The organism is Bizionia argentinensis JUB59 (assembly GCF_000224335.1).
Classification (GTDB): domain Bacteria; phylum Bacteroidota; class Bacteroidia; order Flavobacteriales; family Flavobacteriaceae; genus Algorimicrobium; species Algorimicrobium argentinense.
Window position 1 is genome coordinate 63,295 of the sequence record NZ_AFXZ01000002.1, and the last position, 22,578, is coordinate 85,872.

A 22,578-nucleotide genomic window follows, 5' to 3' on the forward strand; every position below is an offset into this window, starting at 1 on the left:
TAAAAAAATAATGTTAGTAGATTTTAATACATTACCCGAAGAATCACGTGTTTGGATTTATCAAGCAAACCGCACGTTTACGGATGCTGAAATTGAAGAAATTAAAGCTAAACTCGATATATTTGTAACTAACTGGGCTGCACACGGTAGCGATTTGCAAGCTGGATACACTATTGAATACAAACGATTTATTGTATTGGCTCTAAACCAGTCTATAAATAAAGCAACGGGCTGTTCCATTGATGCATCTGTTAATTTTATCCAAGAATTGGAGAAGGATTACAATGTGGATTTAATGGATAAAATGAACGTGTCTTACAAGCAAGGTGATTTTATTGCCTATAAAACCTTAACCGACTTCAGAAAAATGGCAAAAGACCGCTCCGTTTCTAAAAACACCATCGTTTTTAATAATTTGGTGAATAATATAGCAGAATTTAAGGAGTATTGGGAAGTGCCTGCAAGCGAAAGCTGGCATGGACGTTTCATAAAATAATATAGAGCAAAGGGCATAGTTGATTTATTTTTAGTTAATATTTTTTCTCACAGAATTTATTAAATTAAGTTGAAGTAAATCTATATTTTGATTTTCTCTATGAATTTAAGAAGACATCAACCAATTGGTCTTCCTCTACCTTATAAATCTATCTTAAAGTCTGTATTAATTATGCTAAAAATGGTAATTTGGCATAGTTTTTATTGAATTTATATTAAATAATTCCTCACCATATGCGATTACTATTTATATTAGTTCTTTTTATTGCTTCAAAGTCGTTTGTGTACGCCCAAACTACAGATCCATTGTTAACACCCGATGTAGAAAATCAAAAAAAATGGGTTGATAGCATTTACGATGGTTTTACGCTAGATCAAAAAATAGGACAATTATTTATGGTGCAAGCTTTTTCTAATATGGGCTTGCGACATGAAAATATTATCAGTCAAATGGTAACCAATAATCATATTGGTGGTATAATTTTCTCAAAAGGCGATCCAGTCAGTCAGGCAAAATTCAATAATACTTTACAAAGCGCTGCAAAAGTGCCTTTGTTAATTGGTATGGATGCAGAATGGGGTTTAAGTATGCGTTTAGATTCTACTTATGCATTTCCTTGGAACATGACGTTAGGAGCCATAAAAAACAATAAGCTGGTTGAAAAGGCGGGATATCATATTGGCGAACATTGTAGACGTTTAGGTGTACACTTTAATTTTGCTCCTGATATTGATATAAATACAAATCCCAAAAACCCGATAATCGGAAATCGCTCTTTTGGCGAAGATCGTGATAATGTAACTGAAAAAGCATCTGCGTTTATGCACGGAATGCATCAGGCTGGCGTATTATCTAGCGCTAAACATTTTCCTGGGCATGGTGATACAGATACAGATTCACATTTAGCTTTACCGACTATTGATTTTGACTTAAAACGAATCGACTCCATAGAGATATATCCTTATAGGCGTTTAATAAAAGAAGGTGTTTCTAGTGTTATGGTGGCACATTTAAATGTTCCTGCACTAGAACCTCAAAATGGTTTACCTTCTTCTTTATCAAAACATATCATCACCGATATCCTTAAAGAAAAAATGGGCTTTAAAGGCCTTATTTTTACCGATGCACTAAATATGAAAGGTGTCGCAAATTTTAGTAGTCCAGGGGACATAGATTTAGCCGCATTTTTAGCTGGTAACGATATTTTACTAATATCTGAAGATGTACCAAGAGCGGCTCAAAAACTAAAAGAAGCTTATGATTCTGGGATTATTTCAGAAGAACGATTAGCTTATTCGGTTAAAAAAATACTGAAGGCGAAATATAAAGTTGGTTTAAATAATCTTAAACCTGTTAAACTAGATAATCTATTGGCTGATTTGAATAGGACGGAAGATGATGCGCTCTATCAAAAATTGATGGAAAATGCGATTACAGTTGTAAAAAATAAAGGAGATATTTTGCCAATTCGCAATTTGGAAACTAAAAAAATTGCCTACCTGAAATTAGGTGATGATGATGGTTCAGATTTTCTAAAAGGTCTTCAGAAATATGGTAAAGTTCATGAAGTAGTCGGTAATAATTTAGACGAAGTTATTGAAAATTTAAAGGCTTATAATACTGTTATTATCGGATTTCATCGCTCTAACGATAATCCTTGGAAAAGCTTTGCTTTTACAAATAAAGAGATGGTTTGGCTTTATGAAATAGCCAGAACAAATACGGTTATTTTAGACGTTTTTGTAAGACCTTACGCCTTATTAGACCTTAAAACATTGGAGAATGTAGAAGGATTAGTTGTTAGTTATCAAAATAGTCCTTTTGCTCAAGACGCTTCGGCACAAGTAATTTTTGGCGCTATTCAAGCCCAAGGTTCATTGCCTGTTTCCATTGGAAATGGATTTGTAGCCGGTAATGGATTAACCCTATCTAGTTTGTCACGATTGGGTTATGCCATTCCAGAACGTGTTGGCATGAGTACCGAAAAACTTAATAAAATTGATGCCATTGCACAACGTGCCGTAGATGAAAAAATGACGCCTGGTATTCAGTTGCTAGTTGCCAGAAAAGGGAAGGTTATTTACAGTAAAAACTTTGGTAAACATACCTATGATAAAAATGCCGAACCGGTTAAATTTAATGATATGTATGATGTTGCTTCATTAACCAAAATATTAGCAACCTTACCGTTAATTATGGAGCTGGAGGAAAAAGGTATAGTTTCTTTGGACACTAAATTATCTAGAATCCTTCCAGATTATGTTAACTCAAATAAAAAGGACATCACTTTAAAGCAAATGCTATCCCATTATGCACGTTTAAATCCATGGATTCCATTTTATTTTGCCACATTGGATATTAATAAGCGTCCAGACCCTAAATATTACAGAAAGGAATCAGGTGGAAAATTTACCGTAAAAGTGGCAAATGATTTATACATGCGTTCAGATTATCAAGATACTATACAGAAACGTATTAAGGATAGCGATCTATTAAAAAGTCTGCATTACCGATACAGCGATTTACCGTATTTTATTTTAAAGAAGTATTTGGAAAAGCACTATGATAAAGGAATGGATGAATTAGTTCAGGATCGTTTTTATCAATCTTTAGGCGCTAATCACACAACTTATAATCCGAATAACATTTTTAGTGATATTAATATTGTTCCTACAGAAATAGACGATTATTACCGTCATCAAAAAATTCAAGGTTTTGTCCATGACATGGGTGCTGCCATGCAAGGTGGAGTAGGCGGTCACGCAGGAATATTTAGTAATGCAAACGATGTAGCCAAAATTATGCAAACTTTTTTACAAAAAGGATTTTATGGCGGTAAACGCTATTTTAAACCAGAAACATTGGATAAATTTAATACCTGTTTCTATTGTGATGAAAATAACCGTCGTGGTGTAGGTTTCGACAAACCGCAACTATCAGACACAGGTCCAACTTGTGGTTGTGTTTCTATGTCTAGTTTTGGACATTCTGGATTTACTGGAACCTATGCATGGGCAGATCCAGAAGAAGAAATCGTTTATGTATTTCTGGCTAATAGAACATTTCCTAAAGCGGGTTCAAATACTTTGTTAAGAGAAAATATTAGAACAGATATTCAGAAGTTAATTTATGAGGCTATAATCGATTAGTTTTTCGATTGCTTGTATAGAATCTCATTTTATTACGACCAACTCTGAAATTATAAATAAGTAAAGTTCACTTCAAAAAGAAACTTTAATAGATAATAAAATCATGAAAATAGGAATCGTTTGTTACCCAACGTTTGGAGGAAGTGGTGTAGTAGCTACAGAGTTAGGAATTGAGCTTTCAAAACGTGGTCACGAAGTTCATTTTATAACCTATAAACAACCAGTAAGATTGGATTTGTTAGGTAGTAATGTGCATTTTCATGAGGTAACCGTTCCAGAGTACCCGTTATTTCATTATCAGCCTTACGAGTTGGCACTTTCTAGTAAATTAGTAGATATGGTAAAACTCCACGGAATAGAGGTTTTACATGTTCATTACGCTATTCCACATGCTTATGCGGCGTATATGGCGAAAAAAATGTTGGAAGAAGAAGGTATTAATCTACCGTTTGTAACCACTTTACATGGAACAGATATTACGTTAGTAGGAAGTCATCCTTTTTATAAAAGCGCGGTTACTTTTAGTATAAATAACTCGGACGCTGTTACTTCCGTTTCTGAAAGTTTAAAAAAAGATACTTTGCGTTTATTCGATATTAAAAAGAACATTGAAGTAATTACCAACTTTATTGATATCGCAAAATATAATAATAATTTCACCGATTGTCAACGAGCTATGATGGCAACCGATGAAGAGCGTATTATAACTCATATTAGTAATTTCCGACCTGTTAAACGAATAAACGATGTTATCAAGATATTTTATAACATTCAGAAAGAAATACCAGCCAAATTAATGATGGTAGGCGAAGGTCCTGAAAAAGAGGAAGCAGAGCTTTTAGCTCAAGAATTAGGTATAGAAAACAAAGTGATGTTTTTAGGAAATAGTAACGAAATTGATCGGATTTTATGTTTTTCCGATTTATTCGTTCTGCCTTCCCAAACAGAAAGTTTTGGATTAGCAGCTTTAGAAGCTATGGCGTCTGGCGTTCCAGTTATTTCAAGTAATTCGGGAGGTATTCCAGAAGTGAATGTTCACGGAGTTTCAGGTTACTTAAGTGATGTTGGTAATATAGCTGAAATGAGTAAAAATGCCATCAGTATTTTGAAAGATGACGAAACACTCAATAAATTTAAACTTCAAGCAGCAAAACAAGCCGCTAGATTCGATATTGCTAAAATAGTTCCACTATATGAGGCTATATATCAAAAAACTTTAAGAAAAAGTGAAGTTTCCAAGTAAGCCCACTTCCTTTTTATAAGTCTGTTTTTAGGAATAACACCACCTGTATTCGGTATTAATAATTGTGCAAGTACCAAAACACCCTATTTTAGAGGTGGAACTAGTGATAAGCCGCGTAAAAATAAAACATTACGCGATATTATGTAAACTGCGTTTTGGTAATATAATGGATGCAATCTAAATTATTAAAAACAGACTGCAACAAGGTGAATTGATTCACGGCACGATCAAAATTATGCGTGTCGTAAGCCGTTTTATAATAGCTATCGTTATTCAAGAAATCCGTTAAAAAACGTAATCCCATTATATATATAATAGTTTGCACGCTTAATGGAAGGAAAGCAATTTCTTCTGTGGTTAGAATAGATTTTGTTTTTAATGCAAACCCTTTGCAATAAGCTTCGTAAAGCTTTAAATCTATTTTTATTTTGTTTAAATCTGTTTCATCTTCGGCTGCTGCGGCACAAATAGAACGTACAGAGTCGCCAAAATCATAATGTATCAATCCAGGCATAACAGTATCTAAATCAATAACGGCAAGTCCTTTATGGTTTTGATCAAATAGAATATTAGATAATTTGGCGTCATTGTGTGTAATACGAATTGGAAAATAGCCATCTGCTTGTAAAGTGGCCAATTTGCACATTTCTGTTTGATGCTGTTTGGCAAAAGCAATCAATTTAGTAGCTTTTTCGATACGTTGTGATTCAGCTTGTTTTAATGCCGTTTCAAATTGTGAAAAACGCCAAGGTACGGAATGAAAGTCTTTAAGTGTTTCGGATATAGACATTGGTAGAATCGTCTGGGTATTACCAATAAAATCACCATATAACTTTCCAGCTTCATAAGCTAAATCGGCAGTTTCAGCAATTTCGATGGTGAGAGCCTTTGGAATAAAGCGCATGACATTCCAGAAACCATCTTCGTGGTGAAAGATGTAATTATTTTCAAATGTTTTTAAATAGCTTACTGCTATATAAGGCGAATTTGTTTTTTTATAATTGGCCCGTAAATGCTCGCAAACCAAAATTTTATTAGCAATAACTGCTTTGGCATTATTAAAAACTTGACTGTTTAACTTCTGAATAACAAACTTATCGTCGTTTTCTGAAGTTACCAAATACGTGTCATTTATATGTCCCGATTTTAAGGTTTCCAACGACTTTAATGGTAATTTGATATTGAAAACACCGCAAATAAAATCTAATTCAGTTTTCATTCTACCAAAGTTTTTTAGGGTATTTGTTTACTTCAATAAAGGATTTAATCTGCTTTCGTGCCAAAAATTCATCGGCTAAATAAGTAATACCAAACCAAGCATCATTTGTAGCTAGCACTTTTATATTAGTTGAGCTGTTTTCAACAAGATGATTAATAATATAAGTGATATAGAATTCATCTTTCTCGAAATCGGAAATATCGTTAATAAACGCCGAAAATAAATCTTCTACAACATTAAAAACATATTGTTTAAAGCCCCAAAAGTTCATAGAAACCAGCGTATCTGGTTTGAGAGGTTTTGGGTTTTCATCATTCAAAATTATAATAGCACCAACTTCATTTTTACCAATGGCCGTTTGTTCTTCAATACCTCTTAAATTATCATTGGCATCTATCCTACAAATACCTCGAGATACCGAACCGTTTTCAGACAAAGTGTTTTTTAAAGCGTATCCAACTAGAAAATGATTTGAACTGGTTTCATTAAATATGGCGTTGTACATGAGCTGAAATGCGTGCCTCCCATAAAAATCGTCAGCATTTATTAAGGTGAAATCGTTGGTAATTGTTTCTTTTAAAGCTAGTAATGCATGACCCGTTCCCCAAGGTTTTTTTCGAGTTTGAGAATCTGGTAATATATTGCTTTGAATTAGAAACTCTACATAAATGTCTTCCGGAAAAGAGTGAATATAGCGCTTTTTAAAAGACTCTAAAATTTCATCTCTAACAATAAAAACAATATGATTGTAACCGACTTGAATAGCATCATGTATGCTGTAATCCATGATTGCATAAGTATCGTAAACAGGGTGTAATTGCTTTAAACTTCCAAAACGGGATCCCATCCCTGCAGCCATTATTGCCAAGGTTCTCTTTACCATAAAACAAATGTAAAAAAAAAAGCACATCATTATGTGATGTACTTTTTAAAAATTGTTTTTTATAAGTGATTAGAATTGGTATCTAACACCTAATCCTATATCAAAATCTAAATCGTTATTATCGTAATCGCTGTTTCCAAAGCCTAATTCTGGTCTAAAATCTAAAGATAATAATAATGGAAAATCAAAACTATATTCAATACCAATAACTCCTGCCAAAAATAAAAAGGCATCTGAATCATTTTTTTTATAAAAGTCTTGATCTCTATAATAGTAATCGTCAACTTTATAAGCTCCAAAACCTACACCTGGACCAGCATACCAGTTAAAACCACCTTCAATATTCCAAACCCATTGGTATAGTCCAGCTAATTTAAAACCATCGTAATATTTACCATCTCTCCATCCCAAGTCAAACTCCAAACGGTTGTTGTCTCCAATAGCCCGCTGGTAAGAAACTTCAGCTCCAAAACCATCGCTATCACCTAAACGTAAACCAATGGCGTTTTTTGATATTTCTTGTGCAAAACCCATAGCAACAAATCCCAAACAGGCTATAATAGCCAAAAATGTCTTTTTCATAATTATTTATAGTTTTAAGTTATTCAATCTACGTTTAATATAAAAAAATAGATCTTTACAAATGCAAAAATAACGTTAAAACATCTATTATAATGAAATTCTTGTTAGTTTTAAGGCAACTAAATAAATATTAATTTGGATTCATATTTACAATCTTTAAAGCAAACTTTAAAAGGTGAGATGTTCTTTGATGACTTAATGAAATCAATCTATGCCACAGATGCATCTGTGTATCGTATGATACCGCTTGCAGTGGTTTATCCCATAGATATTTACGATATTCAGAAACTCATTCAATTCTCAAATAAACACCAAACGTCCTTAATTTTTAGAGCAGCTGGGACTTCGTTAGCTGGACAATGTGTGGGTGGTGGAATTGTAGTTGATGTTTCTAAACATTTTAATCAGATTTTGAGCTTTAATCAGTCAAAAAAAACGATTGTGGTCCAACCTGGTGTTGTTCGGGATGTTTTAAATAATTATTTAAAGCCGTTTGGCTTATTTTTTGGACCCAATACGTCCACGTCAAACCGTTGTATGATTGGTGGTATGGTTGGGAATAATTCTTCGGGAACAACATCTATTCAATATGGTGTAACTCGTGATAAAGTTAAAGCACTTCGAACTATATTAAGTGATGGGAGCGAAGCCTATTTTACAGAAATATCTTCCAAAGAGTTTTATAAAAAGACTGAAGAACCAAATTTTGAAGGGCGTATATATAATTCGGTTTATAATGAGTTGAAATCAAAAACCGTACAAGCGCATATTTTAGAAGAATTTCCAAAGCCAGAAATACACCGGCGAAATACAGGTTATGCCATTGATAAATTAATAGATTCTGATGTGTTTAAGAACTCGGAGAAACCATTCAATATGTGTCAGCTATTATCAGGTAGCGAAGGCACATTAGCTTTTACAACAGAAATAACACTTCAATTGGATGATTTACCGCCAACTGAATCCGCGCTTATTTGTTTACATTTTAATTCTATTGAATCTTGTTTAAAGTCCGTTGAAACAGTTATGCAACATGATTTGCATACCTGTGAAATGATGGATAAGACTATATTAGATTTAACCAAGCATAATAAAACACAACAAGAAAACAGGCAGTTTGTTGAAGGTGATCCCGAAGCGATTCTTATGTGCGAAGTGCGTTCTAATACGAAGCTTGATTTGATTTCTCAAATAGAAAAATTAGAAGTGGCGGTTTCAAGTTTACAATTAAGCTATGCGCAGGTTATACTTAAAGGTGAAGCTATAAATAAAGCTATGGAATTGCGGAAAGCTGGATTGGGATTGTTAGGGAACTTAATAGGCGATAAAAAATCTGCTGCATGTATTGAAGACACAGCGGTAGCTTTATCTGATTTGTCAAACTATATTACCGATTTCACTAAATTGATGACAAGCTATAACCAAAAGGCTGTTTATTATGCCCATGCTGGTGCTGGCGAATTGCATTTACGACCAATTTTAAATTTAAAGCAAAAAGAAGATATTATTTTATTTAGAAAAATCACGACGGATGTTGCCCATTTAGTCAAGAAGTATAGAGGTTCTATGAGCGGAGAGCATGGCGATGGTATAGTAAGAGCTGAATTTATTCCACTCATGATAGGAGACGCTAATTATGCCATTATAAAACAGGTAAAGAAAGCTTTTGATCCTCATAATATATTCAATCCAGGAAAAATAGTGGATGCTTTTCCAATGGATGAAAATCTGCGTTACCAACCAGGACGGGAAGAACCGGAAATTGAAACAATTTTAGATTTCTCTGCATCGTTGGGGATTTTACGTGAGGCTGAAAAGTGCAACGGTTCAGGCGACTGTAGGAAATTACCAGAATTTGGCGGAACTATGTGTCCGAGCTACAGAGCCACCAGAGATGAAAAAGACACAACACGAGCTCGAGCAAATGCCTTACGTGAGTTTCTAACAACCTCTGAAAAAGCAAATAAGTTTAATCATAAAGAATTAAAGGATGTTTTCGATTTATGTGTTAGCTGTAAAGCTTGTGCAAGCGAATGTCCAAGTAGTGTAGATGTAGCGAGTTTAAAAGCAGAATTTGAATACCAATACCAAAAAGAAAATGGCAGCAGTTTGCGAACTAAATTATTCGCTTACAATAACAAGCTGAATGGCTTTAGTAGTCAATTTCCTAGTCTAACTAACTTTATGTTTTCTAATGGATTTACGAGCTCAATAATTAAAAAATCATTGGGTATTGCGTCTAAAAGAACTTTACCTTTAATATCCAGTAAAAGTTTGATTACGCATATTTCAGATTCTGTAAATGGAAATAGTGGAAATAAATATATTAAAACTATTTACTTATTTGTTGATGAATTCACCAATCACTTGGATTCAGAAATAGGTCAGGATGCTTTAATGCTATTACAAGCTTTAAATTATCGAATAAAGTTTGTAAACCATGAAGAATCGGGACGTGCATTTTTGTCTAAAGGTTTTTTAGAAGAAGCAAAAAAAGTGGCCAATAAGAACGTATCAATATTTTCTGAAGTAATTTCAGATAAAACGCCTTTAATCGGAATCGAGCCATCAGCCATTTTAACTTTTCGGGATGAATACATTAAATTAGCTGATGATAAGGAAGCAGCTAAAACACTCTCTAAAAACTGTTTTTTAATAGAGGAATTTCTTCAGCAAGAAATCGTTTTAGGACATATTAAGGCAGAGCAATTTACTACGGAAGCTAAAACTATTAAATTTCATGGACATTGTCATCAAAAGGCATTGAGCAATCAAAAAAACAGTTTTGATATATTAAATCTTCCTGAAAACTATCGCGTTACCATAATTCCAAGTGGTTGTTGTGGAATGGCAGGGAGTTTTGGTTATGAAAAAGAACATTACGATATTAGTATGCAAATAGGAGAGCAGACACTTTTTCCGGCCGTGAGAAAAGCTTCAGAGGAAACCTTTATTGCGGCTAACGGTACCAGTTGCCGACATCAAATTAAGGATGGTACGAATAGAGATGCTTTTCACCCTATTAGTATATTAAAAAATGCTTTACTGTAAACACCTTATGCTTAATGTATTATTAAATTAAGGGCGAAAAAAAACTTAAGAAACATGAATGTTAATTATAAATCCATTTTTGTTTCTGTGATAATACATTTACATTAGCGATAAAATTGATTCTATGGCAGGAAATTCCTTCGGAAATTTATTTAAACTCACCACTTTTGGCGAATCGCATGGAGTTGCCATTGGCGGCATTATTGATGGTTGTCCTTCAGGATTAGAAGTCGATTTTGATGCTATACAAGCGGAATTAAACAGACGTAAACCAGGACAATCCGAAATTGTAACGCAGCGGAAGGAGCCGGATACAGTAGAGTTTTTATCAGGAATATTTGAAGGTAAAACAACGGGAACACCTATTGGGTTTTCCATTCAAAATGCGAATCAGAAATCTAAAGATTATTCCCATATAAAAGACGTTTACAGACCAAGCCACGCTGATTATACCTACGAAAAAAAATATGGTATTCGCGACTATCGTGGTGGTGGGCGCAGTTCAGCCAGAGAAACAGCTTCTCGCGTTGTTGCTGGAGCGTTGGCAAAACAGTTTTTAAAATCGGTTAAAATTCATGCCTATACATCATCTGTAGGCGATATTTTTCTGGAGAAACCCTATCAAGATTTAGACTTTAGTCAAATAGAATCAAATGTTATCCGATGTCCCGATCCCGAAACTGCCGAACGCATGATCGATCGGATTAAAGCCATTAAAAAGCAAGGAAATACTATTGGGGGAACCATAACCTGTGTGTTGCAAAACGTACCCGCTGGTTTAGGGGAACCTGTTTTTGATAAACTTCATGCCGAATTAGGAAAAGCGATGTTGTCCATAAATGCCGTAAAAGGTTTTGAATATGGCAGCGGTTTCTGTGGAGCAAAAATGACAGGAACAGAGCATAACGATTTATTCAATGCCGATGGTTCAACAAAAACGAATTTATCAGGCGGTATTCAAGGTGGAATTAGTAATGGTATGGATATTTATTTCCGTGTCGCTTTTAAGCCTGTTGCAACGGTTATACAAAAGCAGGAGGCATTAAATTCTAGAGGCGAACTAGTAGATATGCAAGGAAAAGGACGCCACGACCCGTGTGTTGTTCCTAGAGCTGTGCCTATTGTAGAAGCAATGGCTGCACTAGTTCTAGCGGATTATTACCTTTTAAATAATACTAATAAATAGATCATTACATAACGATATAGAAAAATATATATGAGAAAACTCGCATTACATTGGCAGATTATGTTAGGAATGATTTTAGGTGTTGGATTCGCCTTAATTATGGCTAATTTCGAATCAGGAAGTCAAATAGTAACGGATTGGGTGAAACCATTTGGTACTATTTTCATAAATATGCTAAAACTTATTGCGGTACCATTAATATTAGGGTCGTTAATTAAAGGTGTTTCCGATTTAAAGGATATCTCTAAATTATCCCAAATGGGAGGGCGTACAATTGGTCTTTATATCCTAACCACTTTAATAGCTGTTTCCATTGGCTTAACGGTTGTAAATGTCATTAAGCCAGGTAAATCTATTTCCGAAGAAACCCGTAATGAGCTTGTGGAGAGCTATAAAGGCGATGCGGATGGAAAAATTGCAGATGCTGAAAAGCAAAAAAATGCTGGACCGCTGCAAGCTTTAGAAGATTTAGTTCCGAGTAACATTTTTCAAGCAGCTAGTGATAACGGTAATATGTTACAGGTAATTTTCTTCGCTATATTATTTGGAATAGGACTCATATTAATTCCTGAAAAAAAATCGGCTCCCGTCAAAGAGTTTTTTGATAGTTTTAATGAAGTAATTCTTAAGTTAATAGACCTTATTATGTTAGCGGCACCTTACGGTGTGTTTGCTTTACTAGCAGCTTTGGTAGTAGAAGCACCGAGCGCGGATTTATTTAAGGCTTTAGGATGGTATGCATTCTGTGTGCTATTAGGTTTAGGACTTATGATGTTGTTTTATGCATTACTGGTTTATGTCGTCACTAAAAAAACGCCGAAATTTTTCTTTAATGGTATTGCACCTGCCCAATTATTAGGTTTTTCAACCAGTAGTAGTGCCGCCACTTTACCGGTAACTATGGAGCGTGTTGAAGAACATTTAGGAGTTGAAGAAGAAGTAACAAGTTTTGTTTTACCTATTGGAGCAACGATAAATATGGATGGTACTAGTTTATATCAAGCTGTTGCCGCCGTTTTTATTGCGCAAGCATTTGGTATGGACTTAAGCTTTGGCGTGCAATTAGGAATTATTGCAACAGCCACATTGGCCTCTATAGGCAGTGCCGCAGTTCCTGGAGCCGGTATGGTTATGCTTGTTATAGTTTTAGCTCAAGCAGGTATTCCAGAAGCTGGATTGGCTTTAATTTTCGCAGTAGATAGACCGCTAGATATGTGTCGAACGACAGTAAATATTACGGGAGATGCAGCTGTTTCCATGATTGTTGCTAAATCCGTTGGAAAGCTGGGAGAACCTAAAGTTAAAAATTGGGATGATGATTATGTTTATAAGAAGAAATAAATTCACAATATGCTATACCCTTATAGTTTAAAGTAATTTGTGTGCTTGAAACAGTCTTTTTTGAAAATTGTGTTTTATAAAACTACAGATTTAAGGGATTTAATACCTTGTTTATTAGTGCACTTTCAAGAAGTGTTTGGAGAAATAAGCCCTCTTTTTTTCGCGAGATAATATGTTGGCAATAATTATGAAAAACCCAATCTATCTGATTTTAACATTACTGATTTTCCAAAATTGTAGCGCACAATTAGAATGTTCTTATTTAAAAATGGAACGTTTGAGTTAAAATCTGAAACAGGAACAACAATAATCGAAAGAAAAGGAAATACTCAAATTGAAAAATCTAACGGATTTAATTATTACTCTGACGTCGAATGGATAACTGATTATAAATACGAATTAAAAAATCATCGAAATCACAAAGGAGAACCTGAAAAAGAGGAATTGAATAGTATTTATACAGTTGAGATTCTAAAAATGACAAAGGATTCTGTAAGAACAAAATTAATATCAAATTATTCTGACCAAAGCCTTGAAAGAACTTTGAAAATTATAAAGCTAAAATAACTATTGCCAGTATTGTATATAAAAAATTGTTATTTTTAGCTTAACCAATGTTAATTGCTGTGCTTGCTAGCTTCTGATTTACCTTCGGAAAATCATCGCACACAAGCACGCAAATTTCCATATACGTAACCGTTCTAAAACATTAAAGAAAAACCGAATGAAATCAATATTAATGTTGTTTTTACTCCTAATTATAGGATTTTCAACTTATGCTCAAAATCAAAATTCTAAAATAAGCATAATGAAAGCTGAAAAGCCAATTTTAATAATAAATGATACTATAATTGGAAGTATTGATTTATTGAATAAAGTGGCTTCTGACAATATTTTAGAACTTAGTATTTTTAAAGAAAGAAAATTAAGTTCTACTTTCCTGTTTATCGAAAACAAAAAAAGCGCAGGAATTATCATAGCAAAAATCAAGCACCAAATTAAACTCAAATCGCAAAAAGAGTTAAATCTCTTTTTTGGACTAAATGAGAAAAATGATGTTTATGTTAATGGATATTTAATTGAAAATAAGAATCAGAATATTTCGTCTGAAAGTATAGTAGGAGTTGAATTAATAAAAGCTGAAAACTTTAGATTGAAAAATTCTGTTTTAAATATACAAATCAAATAATCACGTTTTACATCACAGTAAAAAACCGTTAGTTATTCCACTTCACCATAAGCAGATTTCGGTTGGATAGGCAAATTAGAGCCTGTAACCAAGCTATGAGAGATGCAAAATGTCAAGATATAAACATTATTCACCACTCACAATACGGCCATCTACCATAGTTAATTTTCGATCGGCCATATTGGCTAATTCTTCATTATGAGTTACAATAACAAAGGTTTGTCCAAACTCATCTCGAAGTTGGAAGAATAGATTATGAAGATTTTCAGCCGATTCGCTATCCAGGTTTCCAGACGGTTCATCTGCAAAAAGTATCTTCGGATTGTTTATTAAAGCTCTGGCTACAGCAACACGTTGTTGTTCACCTCCAGAAAGCTCATTAGGTTTATGGTGATATCGATCTTTTAAACCTAAAAAATCTAATAATTCTTTTGCACGTTTTTCGGCAACAGCTTTACTAGTTTTCTTTATAAATGCAGGAATACAAACGTTTTCTATGGCTGAAAACTCCGGTAATAATTGGTGAAACTGAAAAATAAATCCAATTTCTTCATTTCGGAATTTAGCCAAACCTCTTTCAGACAAACTATTAATATCCGTTCCATTTATGGTAAAGGTAAAAGCTTCTTTTTTAGACGGTTTATCTAAAGTTCCTAAAATTTGTAAAAGCGTTGTTTTACCAGCACCTGAGGCACCAACAATAGAAACGATTTCACCCGCTTTGATGTTTAAATCTACTCCATTTAATACGTGGAGATCGTCGTAATATTTATGTATGTTTTTTGCTGAAATCATTGTCGTAAAATGAACAAGCAATGTAATACTTTCTATAACGTCCTACAATGATGCGTTTGATTTCTTATGGAATATTTTTTTCAGATTATTGTAATCAATAAAATATTGAATCTTTAATGAAAAGGAATTTTGAATAGGTTGAGTGAATAGCCGGTCAAAGTTATTAGTGAAATTTAGCTCGGCTTCAGAATCGTAATTAAACAAGTTGTTTCTGTATAAAGCGGTTATAAAACTTCCAGGCGCAAATTGCCAAGAATAACTCAAATCTAGATTCCAAGTACTAAAATTAATGTTTGGATCATCTAATCCGGCATTTCCGAAGGTAGTATCGGTTTCAAGTAATCGACCATTTTCTTGTAGTAAATAGATGTTATCATCATATAAAACTGTACTCCAATAGTTTCTAAATGTGAGATTTAGCGAATGAAATGGATTAAAATTTTGGGATGCAGTTATACTATTAATTATTGTTTTACGGTCGCGATTACCAAAAACAATTTCGTTTGTTAAAGTACCTGCATATCCGCGATTGCCATTTATTTTATCGTAATCAAACGAATATATAAGCATCATTTTATCGTTTAAACGTACACGTGGACTAATATTAAATTTAATATTGTTGGTTTCTCTATCGTCTTCAAAATACGTCTTACCGCCAATGTTGACGTCAATGGCGAATTTTTTATTATAACTGGAAGAAAACCATATATTTCCTTCTAATTGATTTTCAGAAATAAAATAGCGACCCGCTTCGCGTGGTTCAAAATAATCGTATTGTTTGCCTGGTTTAATACTAATATCGCCACCAAAACCGTGAAGACTTTTTAGTTGACCCGAAAAGGCAAGGCCTAATCTGTTTCCTGTATATGTATTAGGATTTGATAATCGGTTATAGTCAATCCAACCATTAAAATTATAAGTATTAAAAATTCCTGTTGGCTCAAAAATTCTGTAAGAGCCTTCTACTCCAAAATTGCTAAAATTATTCCGGTCTTGTTGACCTAAATCGTTAATGTCATACTTATCATCAGCATATTCATGACCAATCCAGTATTGCCAATTCCCAAAAACTTTGGAGAACCCTAACTCATAACTATATCCTGTTTCAGTACCAGATTTTAGGTTAACGTTACTCATTTTTATTTCCGCTTCTAGATTATAGGTGTTTTTCTTAGTCGTTAAATCGGCTAAAACTCCAGTAACATTGGCATCGCGAAAATGACCACTTCTAGTTACGTTGGTATTAATTAAACTCACAGATGAATTTTGATTAAACTGCTGATCGACAACTAAAATATTATAATTAGCCAAAGGTTCCACCAATTCATTTCGTGTCGTATTCGTTTCTGTATTCCTGATTTTCGCTTTTGTTTTTCCCGTAATAGCATTAAAAACACCAATACCTAAACCATTTTTCGTTCTACCAGAAACTTTGATAGCATTTATTACTTTAACTTGTTCTGGAAAATGGTGAATCTCTTCATTTGTATTTAAAGTTATAGAACTAGAAGGTCTGCTTCCTACGCGACGTGAGAAGAACAGATCACCTTTGGTGAAAAGATCGACGCCTTCCGTGAAAAATTGACGTTGTTCAGAAAATGTTTGTTCAAAAGGCCCTAAATTGAGTTCTACGCTATCAAAACCAGCTTGACTAAAATCTGGAATAAGCGTAGCGTCCAATGTAAAGTTTTCAGTAATACCATACTTTAAATCCATTCCGGCATTAAACTGTGTTTCCGTTTCTCCTTCAAAAGAATTCACTACACCAGAAATAAAAGGGTACAAAGTGAGTCGCGTAGGTGGATTTAAGTTTGTAAGTCCTTTGAGTTCTCCATTATAAATACCGAAACTTCCTTTTGTAACATCAATAGGGTTCCAAGTGTATTGCGATCGATCTCTATGAATATGTCTATGCATTTGTAATCCCCAAGTAGGTGCTACCTGATTTGAAAAGCGAAGTGTACGATATGGGATTTTCATTTCAACTATCCAGCCATCATCTACAATTTTTACAGCACTATCCCAAACAGCATTCCAGCTAAAATCTTCACCAATTCCTGGCGATTCAATAGCATCTGCTTGCGTTCCAGAACTAAATACAAAAAATTCGGTGTTATTTTGTCCATCATTATTGGGATTTAAGATAAACCCGAAAAAATCTGATTCTCCAAAATTATCACGGCTTGTTAATTGCCGCATAATTTTTTTAGGATTATCGTATAAATAAGCAGCTACATATATAGCGTAATCGTCATAGGTTATTTTTACAACCGTACGGGTTTCAGGTGTTTCTGTAATGCCCATTTCTGGCCTGAATTGAATAAAATCTTTAGCTTCTTCCGCATTTATCCAAGCTTCATCATTTAATATCCCATCAATTTTTGGTGGTGTTGCGGTTCTCGTAATATTTAAAGCTTTCTTCTCTTGCGCTAGAGTGTAAAAGCACCACAGTGAGAAAGTGAGAAGAAATAACTTGTTTTTCATCATTTTTTAATTAAAAGTCTCTTAATAGACAGAACTATATAGCGAATGTTACATTTTTTACAAATCTAAATTCCTAATTGAAAAAATAATCATAATTAAACGTTAAAATCTATTTACTTTTTATAATCTAAATCGCGCTAACAGAAGAAATAGCAAATTCTTTAAAAGAATAAATTTTACAGATAATAACGTTTTGGAATAAAATTTGCTTTCTATTGATAAAATAAACAGTAATATATGAAATTAAAAAACTTAAATAAGTCTAAAAAATTAGGACTGGGTTTGTTATTTGATGCTTTGGGCTATGTGTCCTTTATATTCCCACCATTCGATTTTGTATGGGCGCCATTATCAGCTTATTTAATGACGAGAATGTATGCGGGTAGAAAAGGGAAAATAGCGGCAGTTTTTAGTTTTGTTGAAGAAGCCTTACCGTTTGTGGATATTATACCATCATTTTCAATAATGTGGTTTTACACCTTTTATTTTTCGAAAGAAACCAAACCATTGCAATTTGTTAGAGAAGAAAAATAGAATTATTAAATTAATAAACCTGAACAATTAGAATATTGTTCAGGTTTATTTTTTTAGTATCCGTAGCGATTGCTTAGAAGTGGAAATTATAATGAATAGGTGAGCCCTACACTAAAATTTCGTCCCATATTATAAATCCCATCCGGTTTTAAACGCGATAGATGATTTACATATGTTTTATTAGTTAAATTGGTTCCAGAAATAGTGATAGCTAAATCGTTATTAAACACTTGTACATTACCACCAAAACCAGCACTCAATAAATTATAGCCATTTGTTGATGTTTCGAAAGCACTAATTTTTCCCTGCTTAAAAACAGTCTTTAGTTTAATAAAAGCGTAGGTTTCTATGGTTCCTTTAGTATCAAACTCCATGCGAATTGTATTACTCAAGCTGTTTGCAGGAATAAGCGGTAAATAGCTTCCTGAACTTTGTTTACCTGTTACAGTTTCAAAGCTACTTTCATAATGCAACCAATCTAAAGGGTGTGGGTGAAAGTGTAAGCCAACTTCACCGCCATAAAGCGCTGCATCATCTTGAATATAATTATAAACTGGTTGGTCATTTATATCACTACCATCTGGCGATAAAAAGATGTAATCATTGATATGATTATAAAATCCATTCACAAAAAACTCAATATGTTCGTTTTTATATTCTAACGCTAAATCTGCTTGGAAATTCTGTTCATTATTTAACTCGATATTTCCAATTTCATATCTATTTGTACCGTGGTGCACACCGTCTGAAGTTAATTCGGCTAAATTTGGAGCTCTAAAGCCTGTTGCTAAATTTAATCGTGCTGTAATATTTTTAGCTAGATCTGTTTTTACTCCAAATGCACCATTAAAACTATTGAAGGATTTGCTTAAATTATCATCAATTTCTATCCAACGGTTGTCGTAACGTGCACCTAACTGGATATCAAATGTTTCAAAGTGAATATGTGACATAGCTAAAACACCAAAATCGTTAGTAATAGCGTCGGGAATTAATATTTCTTCACCATAATTTGTGTTTGCTTGATTCATACCTTGAACACCAACAATAGTCTCAAACTTACCCATAACTGGTAAATGATATTTAATATCGTAATTAGCCGTTTTTAGTTTCATTTGAAGCGCAGGGTGCAGCTCGCCATGTTCATCGTCCTCATCATGATCATCGTGGTCGTGGCCTCCATGATCATGATCGTGTTCGTCTTCAAATTCTTTGCGGCTATTATATATGTAACCTAAATTAAATTCTAATTTCGAGTTATTAAAAAATAGAGTCGATCGCGAACTAAAAATATGATTAGAAAGCTCTTGATATGGTAATAATGGAGTCTTATTGGTAGATTGCTCACCAATTTCACCGGGAATACCTAATTTTGACTGATTGACATTATATCGGAAATCCGTTTTAAAATTCGTGGTTTGATAGCCTAAACCAGCTTTGAAATCTTGTTCTTTAAATCGGGTATTGGTTACACGGTAATCCGATGTTTTATAATCAGCATGCTCGCTAACACTTCCTCTAAATAACATTTTAAAATCATCGCCAGATGCCTTATATCCAGCACTTGTACTGTAACCTTCAGTATTGGAATAATAAGTTCCTCCTAAATCGGCATTAACTGAATTTGAACTGGCAAAACGTTCTGGATTAATATACAAAACGCCACCTAAAGCATCACTACCATATAGTAAAGAGGCTGGACCTTTGATAACTTCTACACTTTCTACGCCAGCATCACTCAATCCAAGACCATGTTCGTCACCAAACTGCTGATTTTCTAATCGGACACCTTGGGTATAAACTAGAACACGATTAGAACTTAATCCGCGTATTACAGGTTTGGTTATACCTATACCAGTACTTACGCCTTCAACACCAGCTATATTAGAAATACCTTCGCCTAAAGTAACCGCACCAGAAGCTTTTAATTCCTTTATGGATTTACGCTCTATCTTCATTACGTTGTCGCTTTGAAGCTTATGGAAAGGGGTGGAGATTATGACGGCTTCCATTTCAATAGCTGAACTTGCTAATTCAAGTACTAAAGCTTCAGTGGTTGGAATAACCAAATTAAAAGATTTGGTTTCATAACCAATAAAGGAATACACTAAAGTATAGGTCCCTGAAGGTAGATTATGGAAAGAGAATTTTCCATTCTCATCCGTTGTTGTTCCTTTTTCTAATTGTGGGAAATAAAGGTTTACGTATGGTAGGCTGTCGCCCATATTAGTATCTGTAACGACACCTTGAATGTTGTTTTGTCCTAAAGCAAATGATACCATGGACAAAAACAACAAATTTATTATTGTTTTCATGTATAATGTGTAAATAGTTAATGTTTTTAAATAAAACGGATATATTAACTAAATACAGGGGGACCGCGAAGAGAGAAATGAAGTCTTTGAAAAGTACTTAAAAAGAAGTATTGTGAGACAATATCATCATGGTTTTCTACTAATTCTAAAACTTGAAAGTTTTCAGGAATTTGAAAAAAGTGATTCGCCAATTTAAATTTATAGAATTCACAATCTATATCTAATGTGTGAAAGTGGGTAGTGCTTTTATTAAGACAAACTTCATGAACGTGATCTTCAAAAAGATGTGCTACTTTTACGGCTGCAGGTAATAGGATTGCGACGATTAAAATCATCGTAAACCCTTTAAAAATAATATGTTGTTTAATTTTTTGCACTAATCTAAAAATCTGCTTAATCCGAATCGTCGGAGCATTTTCTTTTCAAATTCCCAGAAAAACTTAAACTGGCCAAATAGCCAACCATAAGTTACTAAAAGAATTTGATAGAAAACGAGCCCAATTATAGCGAATAAAATCCAATATAGTAATGGATTTAAGTTTTCTTTAGTAATTCCGATTAATTTTATAAGTGGTCTACCTATAAATATGGACGAGCTTCCTGTAATAGCAAACACTATAAATATGCGTATCATTTCCCATTTATAAGTCACAACCCAACGATTTTCCAGCTTTTTAAAAAACCACAAAGTAATTTTTAAAAGTAGAAAGAATAGAATAATGGTCAAAAGTGTTTGAATAAGTATGTTTTCAGAAAACGGTAGGAGACTGGCTAATCTAAAGCAGGAGTATATTAATCCAATAATTCCAAGAGCCGGAAAAAGTAGCTGCCAGTTATGTTGAATCTCCCAATTTTCTTTAAATTTTTTCATTCCGCAAATTTGTCTGCAAAGATACTTTAAAATCGAGGAATATGCGAGGATAATTGTTGTTTATACTTTTCCTGAAAAAACACAAAATAATGGTATAATAAATAGTTGACTTCAAGGCCATAATCGATACCTTGACTATAATCTATAGTCGTTTCATATAGGTTTGGAGAAAAACGTGAAGAGCGCACGCGATTATTCCATTCGCTTACATAAAAGCTATTTTTAGTTTCCAAATAAGATTGAGAATAGTAACTTCTTGGTTTTGCACGACTGGCCATCCAAAAGTCAAATCCGCTTTCAATAATAATGACTTCATATTCCAGATCATCATTTGATATTTTAATCGTGTCTTGTTTCTGGGCAGTATCTGTTTCAGAATTATTAATAACGGTTTTCGATGATTTGCAGCTAACAAATAAACCGATGACAATGAGCAGGCTATATAGTGTTTTCATGATGCAAGTTTTCTTAAAAATACGAAAATCTTTAGGAGTTCCTTTACTTTGAATAATATATTTAACCAAAAAAAGCCAGACGTAAACGCCTGACTTTTATTATAAATGAATTTTATGTGTTTATTTTCCAAAAAGTCCGCCTAGCATACCGCCAATGCCGCCTTTCTTTTTACCGCTATTTAAAACCATATTTGCAACATCGTCCATAATGCTGCCATCACCATCGGCATCTAAAATAGACTCTAAAAAGCTCTGTTCCTGGCCGCTAGAGTTACCGCCCAATAAGCCACCTAGTAGGTCTCCCATACCAGAAGAGCTATCGACACCTTTTTCGCGTGTTTGTTTTCCTAAAACACCCATTAAAATTGGTGCTGCTACTTTAAGAATTTGAGCAACAGATCCAGCATCGATACCAGCCTTTAGGCCAATAGCTTTTTCTACATTTCCTTTTTTATTTCCTAAAACATGATTTAATATTTTATCACCTTCGTTTGTTACGGAATCATCTACACCACCAGAAAACAAACCACCAAGATTATCTAATATACTACCATCGTGTTTGCTGTTTTTTAGCGCGCCCATTAAACCTTCAGCACCTTGAGGTGAATCTGCATTGCGTTTCATAGCTTGCATCAATACCGGTAAAGCCATGGTTAAAACCTCTTGTGTTTTACCTTCCGATTGTTTAGAGGTCCCTGCAACACCATTAATGATGGTTTTGCCCATGTCACCATTTAATAAATCTAATATTCCTGTCATGATTTTGTGTTTTTTAATTATTCAGT

The 22,578-nt window shown here is 33.8% G+C and carries 19 protein-coding genes; 9 read left to right on the plus strand and 10 right to left on the minus strand.

The features are described from left to right. The first annotated feature begins 10 nt into the window (after window positions 1–10). The 3 genes from BZARG_RS00430 to bshA all read left to right on the plus strand — a co-directional run bounded on the left by BZARG_RS00430 (window position 11) and on the right by bshA (window position 4,888). Window positions 11–496, plus strand: a complete 486-nt coding sequence (locus BZARG_RS00430; RefSeq protein ID WP_008634659.1) for a hypothetical protein — start codon at window positions 11–13, stop codon at window positions 494–496. A 233-nt stretch (window positions 497–729) separates the two neighbouring features. After that, a complete protein-coding gene (locus tag BZARG_RS00435) occupies window positions 730–3,645 on the plus strand; it encodes a glycoside hydrolase family 3 N-terminal domain-containing protein (protein ID WP_008634768.1) in 2,916 nt (971 codons plus the stop codon). A 103-nt stretch (window positions 3,646–3,748) separates the two neighbouring features. Beyond that, a complete protein-coding gene (gene bshA, locus BZARG_RS00440; RefSeq protein WP_008634538.1) occupies window positions 3,749–4,888 on the plus strand; it encodes an N-acetyl-alpha-D-glucosaminyl L-malate synthase BshA in 1,140 nt (379 codons plus the stop codon). Between the two features lie 139 nt (window positions 4,889–5,027). Here the strand turns inward: bshA and BZARG_RS00445 are convergent, their stop codons facing one another. The 3 genes from BZARG_RS00445 to BZARG_RS00455 form a co-directional block, all read right to left on the minus strand. Further along, window positions 5,028–6,107, minus strand: coding sequence for a phosphotransferase enzyme family protein (locus BZARG_RS00445; RefSeq protein ID WP_008634271.1), 1,080 nt, complete (start codon window positions 6,105–6,107; stop codon window positions 5,028–5,030). A 1-nt stretch (window position 6,108) separates the two neighbouring features. Continuing rightward, window positions 6,109–6,990, minus strand: coding sequence for a sugar phosphate nucleotidyltransferase (locus BZARG_RS00450; protein ID WP_040287859.1), 882 nt, complete (start codon window positions 6,988–6,990; stop codon window positions 6,109–6,111). A gap of 69 nt (window positions 6,991–7,059) precedes the next feature. Continuing rightward, window positions 7,060–7,572: a hypothetical protein gene (locus BZARG_RS00455; protein WP_008634606.1), complete on the minus strand. Its 513-nt coding sequence runs from the start codon at window positions 7,570–7,572 to the stop codon at window positions 7,060–7,062. Window positions 7,573–7,707: 135 nt separating this feature from the next. Between BZARG_RS00455 and BZARG_RS00460 the strand changes: the two genes are divergently transcribed. The 5 genes from BZARG_RS00460 to BZARG_RS00480 all read left to right on the plus strand — a co-directional run bounded on the left by BZARG_RS00460 (window position 7,708) and on the right by BZARG_RS00480 (window position 14,339). Then, on the plus strand, window positions 7,708–10,623 hold the full coding sequence (locus BZARG_RS00460) for an FAD-binding and (Fe-S)-binding domain-containing protein (RefSeq protein ID WP_008634766.1): 2,916 nt from the start codon (window positions 7,708–7,710) through the stop codon (window positions 10,621–10,623). A 124-nt stretch (window positions 10,624–10,747) separates the two neighbouring features. Next, window positions 10,748–11,809 (plus strand): chorismate synthase, encoded by a 1,062-nt coding sequence (gene aroC / locus BZARG_RS00465; protein ID WP_008634495.1) that lies wholly within the window; start codon window positions 10,748–10,750, stop codon window positions 11,807–11,809. A 30-nt stretch (window positions 11,810–11,839) separates the two neighbouring features. Then, window positions 11,840–13,150 carry a dicarboxylate/amino acid:cation symporter gene (locus BZARG_RS00470; protein WP_008634746.1) on the plus strand — a complete coding sequence of 437 codons (1,311 nt, stop codon included), beginning with the start codon at window positions 11,840–11,842 and terminating at the stop codon, window positions 13,148–13,150. A 252-nt stretch (window positions 13,151–13,402) separates the two neighbouring features. Beyond that, window positions 13,403–13,717, plus strand: a complete 315-nt coding sequence (locus tag BZARG_RS00475; protein ID WP_008634699.1) for a hypothetical protein — start codon at window positions 13,403–13,405, stop codon at window positions 13,715–13,717. Window positions 13,718–13,874: 157 nt separating this feature from the next. Continuing rightward, a complete protein-coding gene (locus tag BZARG_RS00480; RefSeq protein ID WP_008634547.1) occupies window positions 13,875–14,339 on the plus strand; it encodes a hypothetical protein in 465 nt (154 codons plus the stop codon). A gap of 126 nt (window positions 14,340–14,465) precedes the next feature. On the opposite strand, the gene BZARG_RS00485 is transcribed toward BZARG_RS00480, so the two are convergent. Both BZARG_RS00485 and BZARG_RS00490 read right to left on the minus strand, forming a co-directional pair. Continuing rightward, window positions 14,466–15,134, minus strand: a complete 669-nt coding sequence (locus tag BZARG_RS00485) for an ABC transporter ATP-binding protein (protein ID WP_008634163.1) — start codon at window positions 15,132–15,134, stop codon at window positions 14,466–14,468. Between the two features lie 42 nt (window positions 15,135–15,176). Next, window positions 15,177–17,618 carry a DUF5916 domain-containing protein gene (locus BZARG_RS00490; RefSeq protein WP_008634613.1) on the minus strand — a complete coding sequence of 814 codons (2,442 nt, stop codon included), beginning with the start codon at window positions 17,616–17,618 and terminating at the stop codon, window positions 15,177–15,179. Window positions 17,619–17,855: 237 nt separating this feature from the next. Here BZARG_RS00490 and BZARG_RS00495 point away from each other — a divergent pair, with 237 nt between their 5' ends. Further along, the gene (locus BZARG_RS00495; protein WP_008634519.1) at window positions 17,856–18,152 is read left to right on the plus strand and encodes a hypothetical protein; all 297 of its coding nucleotides are present in this window, start codon (window positions 17,856–17,858) and stop codon (window positions 18,150–18,152) included. A gap of 86 nt (window positions 18,153–18,238) precedes the next feature. Here BZARG_RS00495 and BZARG_RS00500 read toward each other — a convergent pair whose 3' ends face one another. The 5 genes from BZARG_RS00500 to BZARG_RS00520 form a co-directional block, all read right to left on the minus strand. Then, window positions 18,239–20,467 (minus strand): TonB-dependent receptor, encoded by a 2,229-nt coding sequence (locus BZARG_RS00500; RefSeq protein WP_040287860.1) that lies wholly within the window; start codon window positions 20,465–20,467, stop codon window positions 18,239–18,241. 44 nt (window positions 20,468–20,511) lie between these two features. Beyond that, complete coding sequence (locus BZARG_RS00505; protein ID WP_008634402.1) at window positions 20,512–20,802, minus strand: hypothetical protein; 291 nt, start codon at window positions 20,800–20,802, stop codon at window positions 20,512–20,514. A 41-nt stretch (window positions 20,803–20,843) separates the two neighbouring features. Next, a complete protein-coding gene (locus BZARG_RS00510; RefSeq protein WP_008634612.1) occupies window positions 20,844–21,338 on the minus strand; it encodes a DUF6787 family protein in 495 nt (164 codons plus the stop codon). Between the two features lie 26 nt (window positions 21,339–21,364). Next, entirely contained in the window at window positions 21,365–21,793 is a 429-nt protein-coding gene (locus tag BZARG_RS00515) for a DUF6146 family protein (RefSeq protein ID WP_008634294.1), read from the minus strand. A 120-nt stretch (window positions 21,794–21,913) separates the two neighbouring features. Further along, entirely contained in the window at window positions 21,914–22,552 is a 639-nt protein-coding gene (locus tag BZARG_RS00520) for a DUF937 domain-containing protein (protein ID WP_008634677.1), read from the minus strand. Between the last annotated feature and the right edge of the window lie 26 nt (window positions 22,553–22,578).

Bases quoted from the DNA above. Each gene is read 5' to 3' on its own strand.
- BZARG_RS00430 (WP_008634659.1), top strand. From the start codon at position 11: ATGTTAGTAGATTTTAATACATTACCCGAAGAATCACGTGTTTGGATT.
- BZARG_RS00435 (WP_008634768.1), top strand. From the start codon at position 730: ATGCGATTACTATTTATATTAGTTCTTTTTATTGCTTCAAAGTCGTTT.
- bshA (WP_008634538.1), top strand. From the start codon at position 3,749: ATGAAAATAGGAATCGTTTGTTACCCAACGTTTGGAGGAAGTGGTGTA.
- BZARG_RS00445 (WP_008634271.1), bottom strand. From the start codon at position 6,107: ATGAAAACTGAATTAGATTTTATTTGCGGTGTTTTCAATATCAAATTA.
- BZARG_RS00450 (WP_040287859.1), bottom strand. From the start codon at position 6,990: ATGGTAAAGAGAACCTTGGCAATAATGGCTGCAGGGATGGGATCCCGT.
- BZARG_RS00455 (WP_008634606.1), bottom strand. From the start codon at position 7,572: ATGAAAAAGACATTTTTGGCTATTATAGCCTGTTTGGGATTTGTTGCT.
- aroC (WP_008634495.1), top strand. From the start codon at position 10,748: ATGGCAGGAAATTCCTTCGGAAATTTATTTAAACTCACCACTTTTGGC.
- BZARG_RS00470 (WP_008634746.1), top strand. From the start codon at position 11,840: ATGAGAAAACTCGCATTACATTGGCAGATTATGTTAGGAATGATTTTA.
- BZARG_RS00475 (WP_008634699.1), top strand. From the start codon at position 13,403: ATGTTCTTATTTAAAAATGGAACGTTTGAGTTAAAATCTGAAACAGGA.
- BZARG_RS00480 (WP_008634547.1), top strand. From the start codon at position 13,875: ATGAAATCAATATTAATGTTGTTTTTACTCCTAATTATAGGATTTTCA.
- BZARG_RS00485 (WP_008634163.1), bottom strand. From the start codon at position 15,134: ATGATTTCAGCAAAAAACATACATAAATATTACGACGATCTCCACGTA.
- BZARG_RS00490 (WP_008634613.1), bottom strand. From the start codon at position 17,618: ATGAAAAACAAGTTATTTCTTCTCACTTTCTCACTGTGGTGCTTTTAC.
- BZARG_RS00495 (WP_008634519.1), top strand. From the start codon at position 17,856: ATGAAATTAAAAAACTTAAATAAGTCTAAAAAATTAGGACTGGGTTTG.
- BZARG_RS00500 (WP_040287860.1), bottom strand. From the start codon at position 20,467: ATGAAAACAATAATAAATTTGTTGTTTTTGTCCATGGTATCATTTGCT.
- BZARG_RS00505 (WP_008634402.1), bottom strand. From the start codon at position 20,802: ATGATTTTAATCGTCGCAATCCTATTACCTGCAGCCGTAAAAGTAGCA.
- BZARG_RS00510 (WP_008634612.1), bottom strand. From the start codon at position 21,338: ATGAAAAAATTTAAAGAAAATTGGGAGATTCAACATAACTGGCAGCTA.
- BZARG_RS00515 (WP_008634294.1), bottom strand. From the start codon at position 21,793: ATGAAAACACTATATAGCCTGCTCATTGTCATCGGTTTATTTGTTAGC.
- BZARG_RS00520 (WP_008634677.1), bottom strand. From the start codon at position 22,552: ATGACAGGAATATTAGATTTATTAAATGGTGACATGGGCAAAACCATC.